The sequence below is a fragment of the Edwardsiella piscicida genome (assembly GCF_021733145.1).
Lineage (GTDB): Bacteria > Pseudomonadota > Gammaproteobacteria > Enterobacterales > Enterobacteriaceae > Edwardsiella > Edwardsiella piscicida.
The window spans coordinates 3,743,658-3,761,542 of sequence record NZ_CP090968.1 but is presented as its reverse complement, the minus strand read 5'-3'; the positions used below and the strand labels follow the sequence as shown (position 1 = coordinate 3,761,542).

The 17,885-nt window shown below is 57.5% G+C and carries 18 protein-coding genes; 10 read left to right on the top strand and 8 right to left on the bottom strand.

Going from position 1 to position 17,885, the window contains the following annotated elements:
* Positions 1–725: 725 nt before the first annotated feature.
* From rpmH to mnmE, 5 genes are all read left to right on the top strand, one after another.
* Positions 726–866 carry a 50S ribosomal protein L34 gene (gene rpmH, locus L1P05_RS17160; protein WP_015462599.1) on the top strand — a complete coding sequence of 47 codons (141 nt, stop codon included), beginning with the start codon at positions 726–728 and terminating at the stop codon, positions 864–866.
* Positions 867–883: 17 nt separating this feature from the next.
* Positions 884–1,243 carry a ribonuclease P protein component gene (gene rnpA / locus L1P05_RS17155; RefSeq protein ID WP_015462598.1) on the top strand — a complete coding sequence of 120 codons (360 nt, stop codon included), beginning with the start codon at positions 884–886 and terminating at the stop codon, positions 1,241–1,243.
* Positions 1,207–1,461 (top strand): membrane protein insertion efficiency factor YidD, encoded by a 255-nt coding sequence (yidD, locus tag L1P05_RS17150; RefSeq protein ID WP_015462597.1) that lies wholly within the window; start codon positions 1,207–1,209, stop codon positions 1,459–1,461. Before rnpA ends, yidD begins: the two co-directional genes overlap by 37 nt.
* Before the next feature lies 1 nt (position 1,462).
* Positions 1,463–3,088 carry a membrane protein insertase YidC gene (gene yidC, locus L1P05_RS17145; protein ID WP_012850344.1) on the top strand — a complete coding sequence of 542 codons (1,626 nt, stop codon included), beginning with the start codon at positions 1,463–1,465 and terminating at the stop codon, positions 3,086–3,088.
* 107 nt (positions 3,089–3,195) lie between these two features.
* A complete protein-coding gene (gene mnmE, locus L1P05_RS17140) occupies positions 3,196–4,560 on the top strand; it encodes a tRNA uridine-5-carboxymethylaminomethyl(34) synthesis GTPase MnmE (protein ID WP_041692615.1) in 1,365 nt (454 codons plus the stop codon).
* Between the two features lie 34 nt (positions 4,561–4,594).
* Here the strand turns inward: mnmE and smrA are convergent, their stop codons facing one another.
* Both smrA and L1P05_RS17130 read right to left on the bottom strand, forming a co-directional pair.
* Positions 4,595–5,170, bottom strand: a complete 576-nt coding sequence (gene smrA / locus L1P05_RS17135; RefSeq protein WP_012850342.1) for a DNA endonuclease SmrA — start codon at positions 5,168–5,170, stop codon at positions 4,595–4,597.
* A 20-nt stretch (positions 5,171–5,190) separates the two neighbouring features.
* Positions 5,191–5,841, bottom strand: a complete 651-nt coding sequence (locus tag L1P05_RS17130) for a TVP38/TMEM64 family protein (RefSeq protein WP_012850341.1) — start codon at positions 5,839–5,841, stop codon at positions 5,191–5,193.
* A gap of 270 nt (positions 5,842–6,111) precedes the next feature.
* Between L1P05_RS17130 and L1P05_RS17125 the strand changes: the two genes are divergently transcribed.
* Positions 6,112–6,849, top strand: coding sequence for a 4'-phosphopantetheinyl transferase family protein (locus L1P05_RS17125; protein ID WP_012850340.1), 738 nt, complete (start codon positions 6,112–6,114; stop codon positions 6,847–6,849).
* Between the two features lie 63 nt (positions 6,850–6,912).
* On the top strand, positions 6,913–7,953 hold the full coding sequence (locus L1P05_RS17120) for a TPR end-of-group domain-containing protein (RefSeq protein ID WP_012850339.1): 1,041 nt from the start codon (positions 6,913–6,915) through the stop codon (positions 7,951–7,953).
* A gap of 54 nt (positions 7,954–8,007) precedes the next feature.
* On the opposite strand, the gene L1P05_RS17115 is transcribed toward L1P05_RS17120, so the two are convergent.
* Positions 8,008–9,345 (bottom strand): NCS2 family permease, encoded by a 1,338-nt coding sequence (locus L1P05_RS17115; protein ID WP_012850338.1) that lies wholly within the window; start codon positions 9,343–9,345, stop codon positions 8,008–8,010.
* 210 nt (positions 9,346–9,555) lie between these two features.
* Between L1P05_RS17115 and adeD the strand changes: the two genes are divergently transcribed.
* Positions 9,556–11,331 (top strand): adenine deaminase, encoded by a 1,776-nt coding sequence (adeD, locus tag L1P05_RS17110; RefSeq protein WP_012850337.1) that lies wholly within the window; start codon positions 9,556–9,558, stop codon positions 11,329–11,331.
* A gap of 66 nt (positions 11,332–11,397) precedes the next feature.
* Entirely contained in the window at positions 11,398–12,069 is a 672-nt protein-coding gene (yieH, locus tag L1P05_RS17105; protein WP_012850336.1) for a 6-phosphogluconate phosphatase, read from the top strand.
* A gap of 57 nt (positions 12,070–12,126) precedes the next feature.
* Here yieH and phoU read toward each other — a convergent pair whose 3' ends face one another.
* The 5 genes from phoU to pstS all read right to left on the bottom strand — a co-directional run bounded on the left by phoU (position 12,127) and on the right by pstS (position 16,666).
* A complete protein-coding gene (phoU, locus tag L1P05_RS17100; protein ID WP_012850335.1) occupies positions 12,127–12,858 on the bottom strand; it encodes a phosphate signaling complex protein PhoU in 732 nt (243 codons plus the stop codon).
* 19 nt (positions 12,859–12,877) lie between these two features.
* Complete coding sequence (gene pstB / locus L1P05_RS17095; RefSeq protein ID WP_012850334.1) at positions 12,878–13,657, bottom strand: phosphate ABC transporter ATP-binding protein PstB; 780 nt, start codon at positions 13,655–13,657, stop codon at positions 12,878–12,880.
* A 45-nt stretch (positions 13,658–13,702) separates the two neighbouring features.
* Positions 13,703–14,590, bottom strand: coding sequence for a phosphate ABC transporter permease PstA (pstA, locus tag L1P05_RS17090; RefSeq protein ID WP_012850333.1), 888 nt, complete (start codon positions 14,588–14,590; stop codon positions 13,703–13,705).
* A gap of 1 nt (position 14,591) precedes the next feature.
* Positions 14,592–15,563, bottom strand: coding sequence for a phosphate ABC transporter permease PstC (pstC, locus tag L1P05_RS17085; RefSeq protein ID WP_012850332.1), 972 nt, complete (start codon positions 15,561–15,563; stop codon positions 14,592–14,594).
* 62 nt (positions 15,564–15,625) lie between these two features.
* Complete coding sequence (gene pstS / locus L1P05_RS17080; protein WP_012850331.1) at positions 15,626–16,666, bottom strand: phosphate ABC transporter substrate-binding protein PstS; 1,041 nt, start codon at positions 16,664–16,666, stop codon at positions 15,626–15,628.
* Positions 16,667–17,030: 364 nt separating this feature from the next.
* Here pstS and L1P05_RS17075 point away from each other — a divergent pair, with 364 nt between their 5' ends.
* Positions 17,031–17,867, top strand: coding sequence for a glycosyltransferase family A protein (locus tag L1P05_RS17075; RefSeq protein ID WP_012850330.1), 837 nt, complete (start codon positions 17,031–17,033; stop codon positions 17,865–17,867).
* Positions 17,868–17,885 lie beyond the last annotated feature (18 nt).

The window sequence follows — 17,885 nt, the reverse complement described above, 5'->3', positions numbered from 1 at the left end:
GGCGGACTCCACTCGAACAAAGATAAATAAGAAATGATTAGGGTGCTTAGGGTTTTTCATTTACCGGAAATGCAGCCGGTAGCCCGCGGCGCGCAATGCGGCCGGATCCCAACGGGGCGGCGGGATCATAAACAGGTTACCCACAACTTGACCACTTCCTGGTCACCGCTTGCGCGGCATACTCGCACAACCGCCCCTCACAAGAAAGGGATCGCGATCGGGATGGCGGATCATAGCCTAAACCGCACAGAAGATCCTCTCCTTCTGCACAGAATCGATCCTTTTTATCCACAGACCAACCGGCCCCCTGTATGGATTATCCCTTTTCCTATGCAATATAGCGTTAACGGCAGCACAAAGCGGAGACTTTCAGAAAAACCGTTGATCAATGCCGCACCGATCCCAAGATCGTCAGAAGGATCACACTAAGATCCTTGCGCTTTGGTAGGGAGTCCGTATAATTTGCCACCCACGCGTTACGCCTGCGTTCTGTTGCCGGAAACGCAGTACCCCAACCCTCCGGAAGGTTAGGTGTGACGGTGACAGCGGGTTTACCCGTGTGAGCCCAGGTGAGCTGCTTGGCATAAGTCAATTGACTCAGGACTGTACAATTATTACAATCCTGCCTCTTTAATATATGCGATTGAGGCGTCGGTCGTTCTCACGTCGAGTAGCCAAACGCGTTTACTGATCAGTAATTATTTAAAGTTTAGGTAGAAATCGCTATGAAACGCACTTTCCAACCGTCCGTATTGAAACGCAACCGTACCCACGGTTTCCGTGCTCGTATGGCAAACAAAAATGGCCGTCAGGTTCTTGCCCGTCGCCGCGCTAAAGGCCGCGCTCGTCTGACCGTAGCCGGTTAATTTAGCTGACCAGATTAGTGGTTAAGCTAAGTTTCCCTAGGGAGTTACGTTTGTTAACTCCCAATCACTTCAATTTCGTCTTCCAGCAACCGCAACGAGCCGGTACGCCCCAACTTACCATTCTCGGCCGTATGAACTCGCTGGGGTATCCCCGCATCGGTCTTACAGTCGCCAAAAAGCATGTCAAACGCGCTCACGAGCGTAATCGTATCAAGCGTCTGACACGCGAAAGTTTCCGTCTGCGTCAGCATTCGCTGCCAGCCATGGACTTTGTGGTAATCGTCAAAAAGGGTGTTCAGGAACTCGATAATCGGGCGCTGACAGAGATGTTGGAAAAATTATGGCGTCGCCATTGTCGCCAGGCTCGCGTCTCCTGATTGCGCTGATACGTGGTTATCAGCGCTTTATCAGTCCGCTGCTTGGGCCGCACTGTCGCTTCCATCCTACCTGCTCACAGTACGGAATTGAGGCCTTGCGCAGGTTTGGAGTGGTAAAAGGCAGTTGGTTGACACTGAAACGCGTATTAAAATGCCACCCTTTGAACCCGGGTGGCGATGATCCCGTGCCGCCAAAGACCAATAACAGAGAACATTAAGATGGATTCGCAACGTAATCTATTCCTCGTCGCTCTGCTGTTCGTGTCCTTCTTAATCTGGCAGGCCTGGCAGACGGACAACAATCCGCAGCCGGTCGCTCAGACAGCAGGACAGAGCGTAAGTGACACCGCTAGCCAGGCAGTACCGGAAAGCGGCCAGGGTAAGCTTATTACGGTTAAGACCGACGTACTGGCTTTGACCATCAACACCCGCGGTGGCGACATCGAGCAGGCCGATCTGCTGGCCTACCCGGCTACGCTGGGCTCAAATACCCCGTTCCAGCTGCTGGAAACCACGCCGCAGTTTGTCTACCAGGCTCAGAGCGGCCTGACCGGCAAGAGCGGTCCGGATAACCCGGCTAACGGCGCCCGCCCGCTGTACAGCGCTAACCAAACCAGCTACGAAATGCTGCCGGGCCAAGATGAGCTGCGAATCCCGCTGACCTATACCGCTGCGAACGGCGTTATCTACACCAAAACCTTCGTTCTTAAGCGCAATGACTACGCTATCGCCGTTGACTATAAGGTGAAAAACGACAGCCACGACGCCCTGGATCTGACCCTGTTCGGTCAGCTCAAGCAGTCCGTCGATCTGCCGAAGCACCGCGATACCGGCAGCAACAACTTTGCGCTGCACACCTTCCGCGGCGCGGCTTACTCCTCCAGCGATGACAAGTATCAGAAGTACAGCTTCAGCGATATCGAAGACAAGAACCTGAACGTGCAGACGAAAGGCGGCTGGGTCGCCATGCTGCAGCAGTACTTCGCCACTGCCTGGATCCCGCACGATAGCGGCGTAAACACCTTCTACACCGCCAATCTGGGCAACGGCCAGGCGGCTATCGGTTATAAAGCGCCGTCCGTCAGCGTCGCGCCTAACACAGAGAAGGTGCTCAGCACCACGCTATGGGTCGGCCCAGAGCTGCAAAGCGATATGGCTGCCGTCGCACCGCACCTCGATTTGACCGTGGACTATGGCTGGCTGTGGTTTATCTCTCAGCCGCTGTTTAAGCTGCTGCAGCTGATCCACAGCTTCGTCGGGAACTGGGGCTTCGCCATCATTATCATCACCTTTATCGTTCGTGGCATCATGTACCCGCTGACCAAGGCGCAGTACACCTCGATGGCCAAGATGCGTATGCTGCAGCCCAAGCTGCAGGCCATGCGCGAACGTATCGGCGATGACAAACAGCGCATGAGTCAGGAGATGATGGCGCTGTACAAGAGCGAGAAGGTTAACCCGCTGGGCGGCTGCTTCCCTCTGCTGATCCAGATGCCTATCTTCCTGGCCCTATACTACATGCTGATGGGCTCCGTCGAGCTGCGTCAGGCGCCGTTCGCCCTGTGGATCCATGACCTGGCCGCGCCGGACCCGTACTACATCCTGCCTATCCTGATGGGCGTAACCATGTTCTTCATCCAGAAGATGTCGCCGACAACCGTCACCGATCCGATGCAGCAGAAGATCATGACGTTTATGCCGGTTATCTTTACCGTCTTCTTCCTGTGGTTCCCGTCAGGTCTGGTGCTGTACTATATCGTCAGCAACCTGGTCACCATCATCCAGCAGCAGCTGATTTACCGCGGTCTGGAAAAACGCGGTCTGCACAGCAGGGATAAAAAATAACCCACGCTGATGCAGCGAGGTACCAGGGGGGCGGTCTGATGACCGCCCCTTTTTTCTTGCCGCCCGCCGCGCGGGCCAGCACTCAACGCCAAAAGAGAGAGAACATGATCAGCTCATCCGACACCATCGTCGCCCAGGCTACCGCGCCGGGACGCGGCGGCGTAGGGATCCTGCGCGTATCCGGCCCGCAGGCGCAGGCCGTAGCCCTGGCGCTATTGGGCAAGCTGCCCAAGCCGCGCTATGCCGACTACCTGCCGTTCCGAGACCATGATGGAACCATGCTGGATCAGGGCATTGCCCTCTATTTTCCCGGCCCCAACTCCTTTACCGGTGAGGATGTGCTAGAGCTACAGGGCCACGGCGGGCCGGTGATCCTCGATTTATTGTTAAAGCGTATTCTGCAGCTGCCGGGGCTACGCATCGCGCGTCCAGGGGAGTTCTCCGAACGCGCGTTTCTCAACGACAAAATGGATCTGGCGCAGGCCGAGGCGATTGCCGACCTTATCGACGCCAGCTCAGAGCAAGCGGCGCGCTCGGCGGTCAACTCGCTGCAGGGCGTCTTCTCGGCGCGCATCCATCAGCTGGTCGAGTCCCTGATCCACCTGCGCATCTACGTCGAGGCTGCCATCGACTTTCCCGATGAAGAGATAGACTTTCTCTCCGACGGAAAGGTGGAGGCTCAGCTGAATGCGGTGATGGATTCGCTGGCCGGCGTGCGCACGGAAGCACGCCAGGGCAGCCTGCTGCGTGAGGGGATGAAAGTGGTGATCGCCGGGCGTCCCAACGCCGGGAAATCCAGCCTGCTCAACGCGCTGGCCGGACGAGAGGCGGCTATCGTCACCGATATCGCCGGGACCACTCGCGACGTCCTGCGTGAGCATATTCATATCGATGGCATGCCGCTCCACATCATTGATACCGCCGGGCTGCGCGAGGCCAGCGACGAAGTCGAACGCATTGGGATCGCACGCGCATGGCAGGAAATTGAACAGGCCGACCGCGTCCTGTTTATGGTCGACGGCACCACCACCGACGCCACCGATCCCGCCGCCATCTGGCCCGATTTTATCGCGCGTCTGCCGGCAAGCCTGCCGATTACCGTGGTGCGGAATAAGGCGGACGTAACCGGTGAGCCGCTGGGGATCAGCGACGGCGACGGCCATACGCTGGTCCGCCTGTCGGCCCGCACCGGCGCTGGCGTCGACGTACTGCGCGATCACCTCAAGCGCAGCATGGGCTTTGATACCAGTCTGGAGGGGGGATTTCTGGCGCGCCGCCGTCACCTGCAGGCGCTGGATCAGGCCGCTCTGCATCTGCAGCAGGGAAAAGATCAGCTGCTCGGTGCCATGGCCGGCGAGCTGCTGGCCGAAGAGCTGCGTCTGGCGCAGCAGTCGCTCAGCGAGATCACCGGCGAGTTTACCTCTGACGATCTGCTGGGGCGCATCTTCACCAGCTTCTGCATCGGCAAGTGAGGCTGCGCCAAAGCGAACGCTGGCCCGTCCGGCGTTATCCTCGCCGTTTTTGGTGACGCTCGCGGTTATCCGCCTTACGCCGCTCGCTCTTACGCAGTAAGACATAGAGCGCCCCGCTGCCGCCGTGGCGCCTATCGGCGCTGTGTATCGCCATGACGTCAGGGATCTGCGGCAGCCAGGCGCTGACATAGCTCTTCAGCAGCGCCTGGGGCTGGCTGCGCTCCCCTTTGCCGTGCAATACCAATGCCGTGCGAACGTCTCGCGCCATGCAGTCCGCCACGAACTGCAGCAGCGCAGTACGCGCCTCAACCAGCGTATAACGGTGCAGATCCAGCACCGCCTGCAGCGCATATTTACCCAGCCGCAGCTTCCGATAAACCCCGTCCTGGATCCCCTCTCGCTTAAATCCCAGCAGATCGCACGGGCGCAGCATCTCGACCGACGCCATCGAGAGAGAGTCCACTGACGCGTCCAAGGCCTGCGGCGCCGCCGCCCGCCGGGCCAACTGCGCCTCGCTGGGGGGAGCTGCATGCGCCGTCGACACCCGGCGATCCGAGACCAGCAGTTTCACGCCGGCCATCTCTTGGCAAAACAGCTGATGGCTATCCATTCTTCTCTCCTCGCACAACCTCAGTCGCCCGATAGCGGATCCGAGCTATCGCGTACCGCACTCAGACAGTGGCGATATACCTGGCGCGCCGCCTGGGTAATGGCAAACAGCAGTAGACCGCACAGCAGTAGCTCTACGCTAACCTGCCAAGTCACCCCACGCTGCGCCAGCGTTGCCGCCATATAGCTGTAGAGAAATGTCCCCGGCAGCAGCGTTAACGCTGAAATCAAGGTGTATCGCCAAAAGCCGATGTCCGTCAGCCCATAGGCATAGTTTTGAATATTGTAAGGAAACAGCGGCACCAGGCGGGTAAAAATCAAAAAGTCGACGCCATAGCGCGTCATCCCCAGCGAGATCCGCTGAAACAGCGGGCGCGATCCAAAGCGGGCCTGTAGCCAGTCACGCCCCAAATACCGCGCCAGCAGAAAGGCGCAGGCAGATGCCAGCGTCGCCGCCAGCAGCGAAAATAGCGTTCCCCACCATACCCCAAACAGCATCGCCGCCGCGATCACCAAAATACTGCCCGGAAACAGCATCAGCGAGGCGGCAATAAACAGGATCATATAGCCCAGCGCGCCATAGACAAATCCCATCTCCCCCAGCAGACGCTGCAGCGCCGCCAGATCGCCGCTCAGCGTGCGCAGCGGCGTGCAGCCGATCGCGACAGCCACCAGCGCCAGCAGCCCCCATCGCAGCCAAGGCTTACGCCTTCTTTTCCATTGTATATCTCCTCTTATCTCGCCTTCATCGCTAGCGCGGTGACCAAATCAGTGCGCTATGCCACACATTACATACATGATGATTATCAAATATCGTTAGAGGATAAATAATTCTAGGGGTTATACAACCGCCATGTGACAGGCATGCTGGACGAACACCGGTAAATACACCGATCTTTACCGCCTGACGCATCATGATGATCGGCAGTATAGGGAGTGACTATGGAAAGCCACTTTGTCTGGTGGAACACAGAGCATCGCCCACTGGACGTCCATCGACTCACAGAAGACGTCATCGCAACCTCACTCCACTACTCCCCCAAGCGGCGTGAGCGTTTTCTGCACGCCCGGGTTGCGCTGGCGGAGCTGATGGCCATTCTGTATGGCCACAGTAAACTGCCGCGGACGGCGATCGACTGCCGCGGACGCCCTTTTTTTATCGATCCCAGCCTGCCCGACTTCAGCCTGGCCTATGGCGGCAACATCGTCGGGGTGATGCTGGGATGTACCGGTAAGGTAGGCCTGGATATTGAGGTTATCCGCGCTCGCCAGGGCGGGTTTGTCCCCCTGCAGCAACAGTACCTGAGCAATACGGAAAAAGTCTGGATCGCACGCCAAGAGGATAGACTGGAGGCGATCACCCAGCTGTGGGCCATCCGTCAATCGGTACTGAAAATATCCGGCCTCGGCAATAGCGGACTCGATACCCTGCGGATCCAGCCCGGCGCGGGAAAGCTGCGCTCAAGCGCTACGCCGCAGGTAGAAACCCTGAGCGCGATACACAACGATATCGCCTGGGCCTGCAGCCGCTCGCCCTCGCTGCAGCGGCTGCACTACTGGTATATGCAGCCCAACGGGCGCTTGGCCAACGTCGATAGAGAGAAACGCCAGGCGCTGGAGCTATTACCAACGTTTCTACGCTTTACCAGCCATGTTCCGCTACAGACGGTATCCAGCTGACATACCGCGCACGGGGCGCGGGCAAACCACCGACATGTTTGATAAAAAGGATTTATTATTCATATGGGTGTCTATGGCCTTGCGCTACTAACGCTGCTGCTGATCCCGGGCGTCAACGCCAGCCGTCTCCCCGACGGCGAGCAGCCGCTGCCGCTGCCGCTGCCGGAGAGCCTGCGTCAGAGAGCTCTGCCGCACAGCGGCGATCTGCGCGGACAGCAGATCGATAACCACCTGATCGCCATCGGTATGTACCTGAGCGTCATGGACGACGATCCACGCAGCTGCTGGGCGCCCTATCAGATAGCCAGCGCGCTGGCGGCGCAGGGCAACCCCGAGATGGCCGAACGCTACCTGCAGATAAGCGTGCGGCGGGGCTACTGGTACTACTATCACCTGCTGGAAAATCCGGCGTTTATTCCGCTACATTCACGGCCGGCCTTCAGACAAATACTGGCGGAGACCCAGCGACGCTACCTCGCCTTTGCCCGTGAACAGGAGGCACGCCCGTTTTTTGCCATTCCGAGCGGTGCATCCCCCAAAGAGGGCTGGCCAGTCATTGTCTATCTGCACGCCTTTGCGCAGTCGGCCAAGCTCGACGCTGAAAAGCGGGCTTTCTACCGCCAGCTTGGCGTAGCCTACGTTGAGATCAATGGAACTCAGCAGCTGTCTGAGTCCGCTTTTCGCTGGTCCACCGTTAATGCTCAGAGTACCCAACGCGCCGTGCAGCGTGCCCTGAATGATTTACAGACGCAGACCACCGTCAACCCGCGCCGCATTTACCTGGTAGGCAGCGGCCAGGGCGCCCTGCACGCCGCGCGCCTGCTGCAGGACTCACCGTCACAGTACGCCGGCGCGCTGCTGATCGCGCCCCAGGGGGAGATAGCCGCCGCGGATACCCCGCTGAATAACCGACGCATCTACCTGGTCGACTTTGCACACAACGCCGCGGCGCAGCGGCAGGTTGCCGGGCTCGATCGTCTGTTCAGCCCGACCAATCAGGTCCAGCGCACCCGCTTTGACAGCGACGTTGACAGCCAGCCACGGTGGCAACAACGCTATAGCCAGCCGCTGCGCTGGCTTATGGACGATCGCCGTACGCCATAAACAAACAGGGAGGGCTAATGCCCTCCCTGTCGCTGCTGCGCTTCATCGCGTGGATCAGTGCGCATCAACCAACGCTATCTTCAGCACAAACAACAGCGCCACCACCACCACGCAGGGGCTAATCTCACGCCAGCGTCCCGTGCCCGCCTTCATCACGCAGTAGGCGATAAAGCCGAGCGCGATCCCCTCAGTGATCGAGAAGCTGAACGGCATCATCACCGCAGTAATAAACGCCGGCACCGCCTCGGTCAGATCGTCCCACTTAACCCGCGCCAGACTGGAGGTCATCAGCACGCCGACATAGATCAGCGCCCCGGCGGCGGCATACCCCGGCACCATCGCCGCCAGCGGAGAGAGGAAGATCACCAGCATGAACAGCAGCCCCACCACCACGGCGGTCAGCCCGGTGCGCCCGCCGACGGAGACCCCAGAGGAGCTTTCAATGTAGGCGGTCACAGAGGAAGTGCCGATGAAAGAACCGGCAACGGAGCTAATACTGTCGACATACAGCGCCTGCTGCATGCGCGGAAACTTACCGTTGACGTCCGTCAGGCCCGCTTTATCCGTAACGCCAATCAGCGTGCCCGAGGAGTCGAACAGGTTCACCAGCATAAAGGAGAAGATAACGCCGGACAGACCGATATTCAGCGCTCCGCTCAAATCGACCTGGCCGACCACGCTGGTCACGCTGGGCGGCATAGAGAAAATGCCGCTGTACTGCACGTCACCCAGCAGCAGACCGATAGCCGTTGTCACCACAATCGATACCAGCACCGCGGCGTGAATGTTACGCGACGCCAGAACAGCGATGATGAAAAAGCCCAGCGCCCCCAGCAGAACATGGTGCGACGTCAGCTCCCCCACCGTCACCAGCGTATCCTGGTTCGGCACGATGATACCGGCGTTTTTGAGCCCCATCATCGCAATAAACAGACCGATACCGCTGGTGATCCCCACCCGCAGGCTCAGCGGAATATTGGCGATCATCCAATAGCGGATACGGAATATCGTCAGCAGCAGCAGACCGACGGCGCCCCAGAAAATGGCGCCCATCCCGATCTGCCAGGAGAGTCCCATCGCCCCGACGACCACGAAAGCAAAGAAGGCGTTCAGCCCCATCGCCGGCGCCAACGCGACCGGAAGGTTGGCTAACAACCCCATAAGAATACTGCCGAAGGCGGCAATCAGACAGGTCGTCACAAACACGGCCTGGGTATCCATGCCTGCGGCGCTGAGGATCTGCGGGTTAACGAAGACGATGTACACCATGGTGAGGAACGTGGTGAAACCGGCAATCACTTCGGTCCTGACGGTGGTACCATGCGCCTGCAGTTTAAAGACGCGCTCGAATACGCCCCGGGATTGGGCGGTATTGGACGTGGATTGGCTCATACATGAAATCCGTATAGTGTCTTGGATGGCTATCCTATACTAAAAATGCCAAATGTTGATGTCTGTCACATCCTTTTTTTGCTGTTTTTTTGCCACCGATCAGCCAATGTGATGTAACGCAAACGCTTATATACATAAAATCGCTACAATAGACAGATAAAATCGCTTTAATATCAAAATGATAAAGCTAATGGCCGTAAGGTGACCCACATGGAAAATATTCATCACAAACATACGCAATCGCTTTCCCGCGCTGCGATGCTGCGTCTTCTGGCCGTTTCACGCGGCGATCAGCCTGCCGATCTCATCATCGACAATGTTTTCCTGCTGGATCTCATCAACGGCGGAACCCTGCCGGGCCCCATCCTCATCAGCGGCGACAGCATTGCCGGCGTCGGGCCGGCCTACGCCTGTGCCGCGGCCCTGGAGCGCATTGACGCCGGCGGCGCCGTCGCCGTTCCCGGCTTTATCGACGCCCATCTGCACATCGAGTCCAGCATGATGACGCCGATCACCTTCGAAAGCGTCACCCTGCCTCTCGGCGTCACCACGATCGTGTGTGACCCTCATGAGATCGTGAACGTTATGGGAGAAGAAGGGCTGGCATGGTTCCTGCGCTGCGCCGAGGGCGCGCAGCAAAACCAGTTCATACAGATCAGCTCCTGTGTGCCGGCGCTGGCCGGAACCGATATCAACGGCGCAGAGTTTCCCCTGACAGCGATGTTGCCCTACCGCGAGCATCCCCACGTGCTGGGGCTGGCAGAGATGATGAACTTTCCCGGCGTCATTGCTGGCGATGAGCAGATTCTCGATAAGCTGGATGCGTTCCGCCACCTGACGCTGGACGGCCATAGCCCCATGCTGAGCGGCAAAGCGCTGAATGCCTATCTGGCCGCCGGAGTGGAAAACTGCCATGAAACGCTAGCGCTGGAAGAGGGACGGGAAAAGCTGGCGCTGGGCATGGCGCTGATGATCCGCGAAGGCTCCGCGGCGCGCAACCTGGATACGCTGGCGCCCCTGATCAGCGAGTTCAACAGCCCGCAGTGCATGCTGTGCACCGATGACCGTAATCCGTGGGAGATCGCGCACGAAGGGCACATCGATGCGCTGATCCGTCGCCTGATCCAACGGCATCACATCGCGCCACACGTCGCGTACCGCGTCGCCAGCTGGTCGGCGGCGCGCCACTTTGGCCTCAAGCGCCTGGGGCTGATCGCGCCGGGGAAAAAGGCGGATATCGTCCTGCTGGATGACGTTGATCGGGTAGCCATTCGCCAGGTATTTGCCGGCGGTAAAGCCATCGATGCGCAGCAGCTGCTGCACAGCGCGCCGACGCGCCAGCAGGTCAGCTGCCCACCGCAGCACAATACCCTACGGCGAGCCCCACTCCGCGCCGAGGATCTGACGCTGCCGCTGACGCAGGGCGCCGACTATCGCGCAATTCAGCTAATCCCCAACGAGCTCATCACCCCGGCCAGAACGGTACGCTGGCTGGGCGATCGCTTTGATACGCCGGACGTATGCCGCATTGCGGTGATGGAGCGCTATGGTCAGCAAAGAGCGCCGGCGCTAGGCCTGCTGCACAACAGCGGCCTGAGCAAGGGGGCGCTGGCGGCCACCGTCAGCCACGACAGCCACAATATTGTGGCCATCGGCCACCGTCCGGAAGAGATGGCGTTAGCGGTCAATCAGCTGATCGACGACGGCGGTGGGCTGTGTGTCGTCGCCGACGGGCAGGTCGTAGCCCATCTCCCCCTGCCCATCGCCGGTCTGATGAGCTCGCGATCGGCGGCAGAGATTGCCGATGTCATCGATGCGCTAAAACAGGCCTGCCGCGACTGCGGTATGACCCTGAATGAACCGTTTATTCAGATGGCGTTTCTCTCGCTACCGGTGATCCCGTCGCTCAAGCTGACCAGCCTCGGGCTTTATGATGTAGACCACTTCCGCTTTACCGAGGTTCGCATCGCGGAGGAGAGCGTTTAAACTAGGACGAAAATAACGTTGATACGGCGCGGGCCTCTCCGCGCCGACCGGCCAAAAAGGACGCCCATGAGCAGTATCCGCTGTATTCTCTTCGACTGTGATGGAACGCTGGTAGACAGCGAAATTATCTGCAGTAAAGCCTATGTCAGTATGTTCTCCCGCTATGGGATCACGCTATCGCTGGAAGACATCTATCGCGAATTCAAAGGTGTGCGGCTGTACGAAATCATCGACGTGATACAGCGGCGTCATCCGTTTACGGCCGATCGCGCCGAGATGGAGTCCCACTACCGCGCCGAGGTAGCACGCCTGTTCGACAGCGAGCTCCAGCCGATCCCCCACGCCCGCGAGCTGTTAAGCCAAGTCTGCGTCCCCATGTGCACCGCCTCCAATGGGCCGGTCAGTAAGATGCAAAGCTCCCTTGGCGCCACCGGAATGCTACCCTTCTTCGGCGATCGCCTGTACAGCGGCTACGATATTCAGCGCTGGAAACCCCAGCCGGATTTATTGCTCCACGCGGCCCACGATATGGGGGTCGATATCGGTGAGTGCATCCTGGTGGACGACTCGCCGGCCGGGGCACAGTCCGGTATTGCGGCCGGTATCCCGGTATTTTACTTTTGCGCCGACCCCCACAATCCGGCGATCGACCATCCGCTGGTCACCGCCTTTGACGATCTGCGCCAGCTCCCGCAGCTGTGGCGCCAGCGCGGCTGGCAGCTGACCCGCGACGCATAAAACAAGGCCGCCCTGATAGGCGGCCCGATACAGTTTAACGTGCGGCGGCGTAGGACGTTATGCCTCGTCCACCCGGCGATGATCTGTCAGCAGCTGTTCCAGATCGTCCCCGCCGATATGGCGGAAATCCTGCCCTTTGACGTAGTAGAAAATAAACTCGCAGATATTCTGGCAGCGATCGCCGATGCGCTCGATAGAGCGGGCGCAGAACAGCGCCGTCAATACGCTGGGAATGGTACGCGAGTCCTCCATCATGTAGGTCATCAGCTGACGCACAATGCCTTCATACTCCTGATCGACCTTCTTATCTTCACGATAAATCCGGATGGCTTCATTCAGATCCATGCGCGCAAAGGCATCCAGCACATCGTGCAGCATCTGCACGGTATGCTGTCCCAGGGACTCCAGGCTAACCAGCAGCGGCTGATGCTGCTGGGAGAACTTCTCCAGCGCGGTGCGGCAGATTTTATCCGCAACGTCACCAATGCGCTCCAGCTCGGAGATCGTTTTGATAATCGCCATCACCAGGCGCAGATCGCTGGCGGTAGGCTGACGCTTGGCAATAATTTTAACGCAGGCCTCATCGATGGCGATCTCCATCATGTTGACCTTGGCATCCCCCTCGACCACCCGGCGCGCCAGATCGGCATCCTGGTTATGCATGGCGGTGATCGCATCCGTCAGCTGCTGCTCTACCAGCCCGCCCATGCTCATTACCTGGGTGCGGATATATTCAAGCTCGGCATTAAACTGACCGGAGGTGTGCTTGTTTAAATTCAGATTATCCATGTTCCCTTCCTAAAAACCATCAGCCATAGCGACCGGTAATATAGTCTTCCGTCTGCCGCTGTGCAGGGGCGGTAAACAGCTTATCTGTATCACTAAATTCAATTAGTTCACCAAGATACATAAATGCAGTGTAATCAGAACAGCGCGCCGCCTGCTGCATGTTGTGGGTCACGATCACCACGGTGTAGTCCTGCTTCAGCTCGGTGATCAGCTCCTCGATACGGCTGGTCGAAATAGGGTCCAGCGCAGAGCAGGGCTCATCCAGCAGTAAGACCTCCGGACGGATAGCAATGCCGCGGGCGATACACAGACGCTGCTGCTGGCCGCCAGACAGGCTATAGCCGCTTTGGTGCAGCTTATCTTTCGTCTCACTCCACAGCGCCGCCTTGGTCAGCGCCCACTGCACCCGCTCATCCATATCGGCCCGCGACAGCTTTTCAAACAGGCGTACGCCGAAGGCGATATTGTCGTAGATGGACATGGGAAACGGCGTCGGCTTCTGAAACACCATCCCCACCTTGGCGCGCAGCAGCGCGACATCCTGGCTGTCGGTCAGGATATTCTGACCATCCAGTAAAATATCCCCCTCTGCGCGCTGCTCCGGGTAAAGCTGGAACATCTTGTTAAAGGTACGCAGCAGCGTCGACTTACCGCAGCCGGAGGGACCGATGAAGGCCGTCACTTTGTTTTTCTCAATATCCAGCGAGATATTCTTCAGCGCGTGGAATTTTCCGTAATAGAAGTTCAGATCGCGCACCTGAATTTTACTGTTGGTCGGGTCTGTCACTACATTACTCATCGTTTTTCTCTCTGTTAGCAGCGCCGCTGCGGCAGCGCCCCAAAATTAGTGTTTTTTCTTGGCAAAAATCACGCGGGCGACGATATTCAGCAGCAGAACGCACAGCGTGATCAGCAGGACGCCGGCCCAGGCCAACTGTTGCCACTCCGCAAACGGGCTCATGGCAAACTTGAAGATGGTGACCGGCAGGTTGGCCAGCGGCTGCATCATGTCGGTGCTCCAGAACTGGTTGGAGAGCGACGTAAACAGCAGGGGCGCCGTCTCGCCGGCGATACGGGCGATGGCCAGCAGTACCCCGGTAATAATCCCCGACACGGACGCTTTCAGGGTAATCGCTGAAATCATCTTCCACTTGGGCGTCCCCAGCGCATAGGCCGCCTCACGCAGGCTGTCCGGCACCAGCTTCAACATATTCTCCGTGGTGCGGATAACGATCGGCACCTGCAGCAGCGCCAGCGCGATCACCCCGGCCCAGCCGGAAAAGTGCTGCATCTTGGTCACCACAATGGTGTATACGAACAGCCCGACCACGATAGAGGGCGCAGATAACAGAATATCGTTAATAAAACGGGTCACGTTGGCAAACCAGCCGTTGCGGCCGTATTCCGCCAGATAAATGCCCGCCATGATCCCCAGCGGCGTGCCGATCACCGTCGCCCACAGGATCAGCAGCCCCGAGCCAACGATGGCGTTTGCCAAACCGCCGCCTTCGGTATTCGGCGGCGGCGTCATTTCGGTAAACAGCGCCAGCGACATGCCGTCCAGGCCACGAGTAAAGGTGGATAGCAGGATCCACACCAGCCAAAACAGGCCAAAGGCCATCGTGCCCATCGACAGGCACAGCGCAATACGATTTTTCTGGCGGCGCCAGGCCTGCATGCGGCGACGGGATTCCGCCAGCTTCTGCGGATTTTGTACGTCCATCGTTGCCATATTAACGTCCCTCGTTCTTCGCCAGACGCAGAATCATCAGCTTGGACAGCGCCAGCACGATGAAGGTGATCACAAACAGAATCAGTCCAAGCTCCATCAGCGCCGCGGTATGCAGTCCAGACTCCGCCTCAGCAAACTCATTGGCCAGCGCCGAGGTAATACTGTTGCCCGGCATATACAGTGAAACGCTGTCGAGCTGGTAGGTATTACCGATAACAAAGGTGACCGCCATGGTCTCCCCCAGCGCGCGTCCCAGCCCCAGCATGACGCCCCCGATCACCCCATTTTTAGTGAACGGCAGGACGATACGCCAGATAACCTCCCAGGTGGTACAGCCGATGCCATAGGCGGACTCTTTCATCATGACCGGCGTCTGCTCAAACACATCGCGCATCACCGCCGCAATATAGGGGATGATCATGATCGCCAGGATCACCCCCGCCGCCAAGATGCCGATACCGAACGCCGGACCGGAAAACAGGGTACCTACGATGGGAATACCGGAGAGCACGTTGCCCACCGGGATCTGAAAATACTCAGCAAACAGCGGGGCAAAGATAAAGAGTCCCCACATGCCGTAAACGATGCTGGGGATCGCCGCCAACAGCTCAATCGCCACCCCTAGCGGGCGACGTAGCCATCCCGGCGCCAGCTCCGTCAGAAACAGGGCAATACCGAAGCTGACCGGAACGGCGATGATCAGCGCGATAAGAGAGGTAACCAGCGTGCCGTAGATAGGCACCAGCGCGCCAAACTGCTCCGCAGGCGCATCCCACTCTTTGCTCCACAGGAATGCAAAGCCAAACTTCTCCATGCTGGGCAGCGCAGCGACGATCAGCGAAACGATGATCCCCCCCAGCAGCAATAGCGTAATCAGGGCCGCCAGTTTGACCAGCATCCCAAAAATGACGTCACCAAGCTTACTCGGCGCTTTTATCATCGGCTGTTTATTAGACAAAGGCGAATCAGCCATGCGTATCTCTTCTTAAACGGTCACGGTACGGCACGCACCGCACGGTGCGTGCCAAAAAGCGATCAGTACAGCGCGTTGCCGCCGCTGTCCTTAACGCTGCTTTTCCAGGCGGTACGAATATGCTCCACCACCGACGCCGGCAGGGTCGCATAGTCCAGATCGTTAGCCTGCTTAGCCCCTTTACTGTAGGCCCAATCGAAGAACTTCAGCACCTCTGCCGTTTGCTTAGGCTTGCTGGATTCTTTATGAACCAGAATGAAGGTGGTCGAGGTGATCGGCCATACGTTATCGCCGGGCTGATTCGTCAGATCCTGAGCGAAAGATGCGCTCCAGTCGGCGCCTTTTGCCGCATTGCTGAAGCTGACCTCCGTCGGACTGACCGCCTGCCCCTCGGAGGAGATCAGCTTGGTGTAGGCCAGCTTATTCTGCTTGGCATAGGCATACTCGACGTAGCCGATGGCGCCCGGCAGACGCTGTACAAAGGCGGCAACGCCATCGTTACCTTTTCCACCCAGGCCCGTCGGCCAGTTAACGGTGGAGCCGGCGCCGACGTCACTCTTCCACTGTGCGTTGACTTTGTTCAGGTAGCTGGTAAAGACAAACGAGGTGCCAGAACCATCGGCGCGGCGCACCACGGCAATCGCCTGATCCGGCAGTTTAACCCCCGGGTTCAGCTTAGCGATTGCCGCGTCGTTCCACTTCTTAATTTTACCCAGGTAGATATCACCCAGCGTTTCACCGTCCAACGTCAGCTCGCCCGACGTAATACCCGGCAGGTTAACGGCCATCACCACGCCGCCGATAACCGTCGGAAACTGAAATAGGCCGTCCGCCGCCAGCTTTTCTTCGCTCAGGGGCGCATCGGAGGCGCCGAAGTCAACGGTGTTAGCAATGATCTGCTTCACACCGCCGGAGGAGCCAATGCCTTGATAGTTTACTTTATTACCGGTCTCTTTCTGATAGGAGTCTGCCCACTTGGCGTAAACCGGCGCAGGGAAGGTGGCACCGGCACCGGTCAGGCTCTCCGCCGCAAAGGCAGGCATGGCGCTCAGGGAGACGGTCGCGGCGACAATCCCGGCGACAGCGGTACGCATCAGTTTCATATTCCCTCCTGGGAAGTGTTATTCATCTAACGTATGAACGATCGGATCAAGTATGGTGCAGGTAGCAAAATAAGGCAGTTTGATGACAGTAAAATGTATGGATTATGACAGTTTTATTACAGTCAGCGGGGGGCCAGGGCGCACGCCGCGCGACAGACTGCGGGGTCCGCCGTCGGCGCGGCGGTCGTCTACGCTACGGCCAGTAGAAAACGTGATACCCTCAGACAAATCGCGGCTGACTATATATTAAATTTTGCGAGATACAACAAACACATATTACTATCGTTGATGATATTAACCACTATCCATGTGATAATGGACCAAACCGCTCATCTCATGGCTATGCTCACAGGATAACCGCTAAATGATTCACCAAGACAATGACAAACAACATATTAAAGTGTCTTATGTGACACACTTTTATTGCAATCAGAAAAGTATTGAATCTGTCTTTTCACTGCTACGAAAGTATGAAAGTTTACCGTTGTCTATCCGTAGCGCCGTGGAGTTTATTATTGTCGATGATGGCTCACCGATAACCTACGACGTAGGTAGCATTGACTTAAATATTACTTGGTTAAAGATAACCGAGGATATTAAATGGAATCAGGCCGGCGCGCGTAATCTGGGTGTTACCTATGCAAAATCCGATAAAATCTTGCTGACCGATTTGGATCATGAACTGCCTAGCGAAACCTTTGCGTACCTGATCAACGCGAAAAATCCTGGACGTAACTTCTATAAGATATACAGGAGAAGCCCTGAGCGGGGACTGTACAAAGGCCATTCCAATCTATTTTTTATGTCACGCGCGCGTTTCTTTCGCCACTTTGGCTATGACGAAGAGTTTGCCGGTAACTACGGTGCAGAAGATTACCGTTTTGTTAAATATCATAAATATCATGGTTCTCGACAAAAATATCTGCCAAAGAAAATTATTTGCTATGAAAGAGTGCTCGATCGTGAAAAAAGCTATCATAGCCTGACACGCGATTTATCAGCCAATACGCCAGTTGACTTACAAAAGCGAAAAGAGTGCGAAACTTATGGCGATGAATATGGCCACAGCCGCATTTTTCTTAATTTTGAATGGAAGGTTATCTACCGCCACAGCGTATTTCCGACGACGCTGCCAACGGAAAAACGCTGGTGGAAACCGCTATGGTGGTTACGCTATTTATCGTCTACCCTTTCCCGCTAATAGCGCTATCTGTAAAAA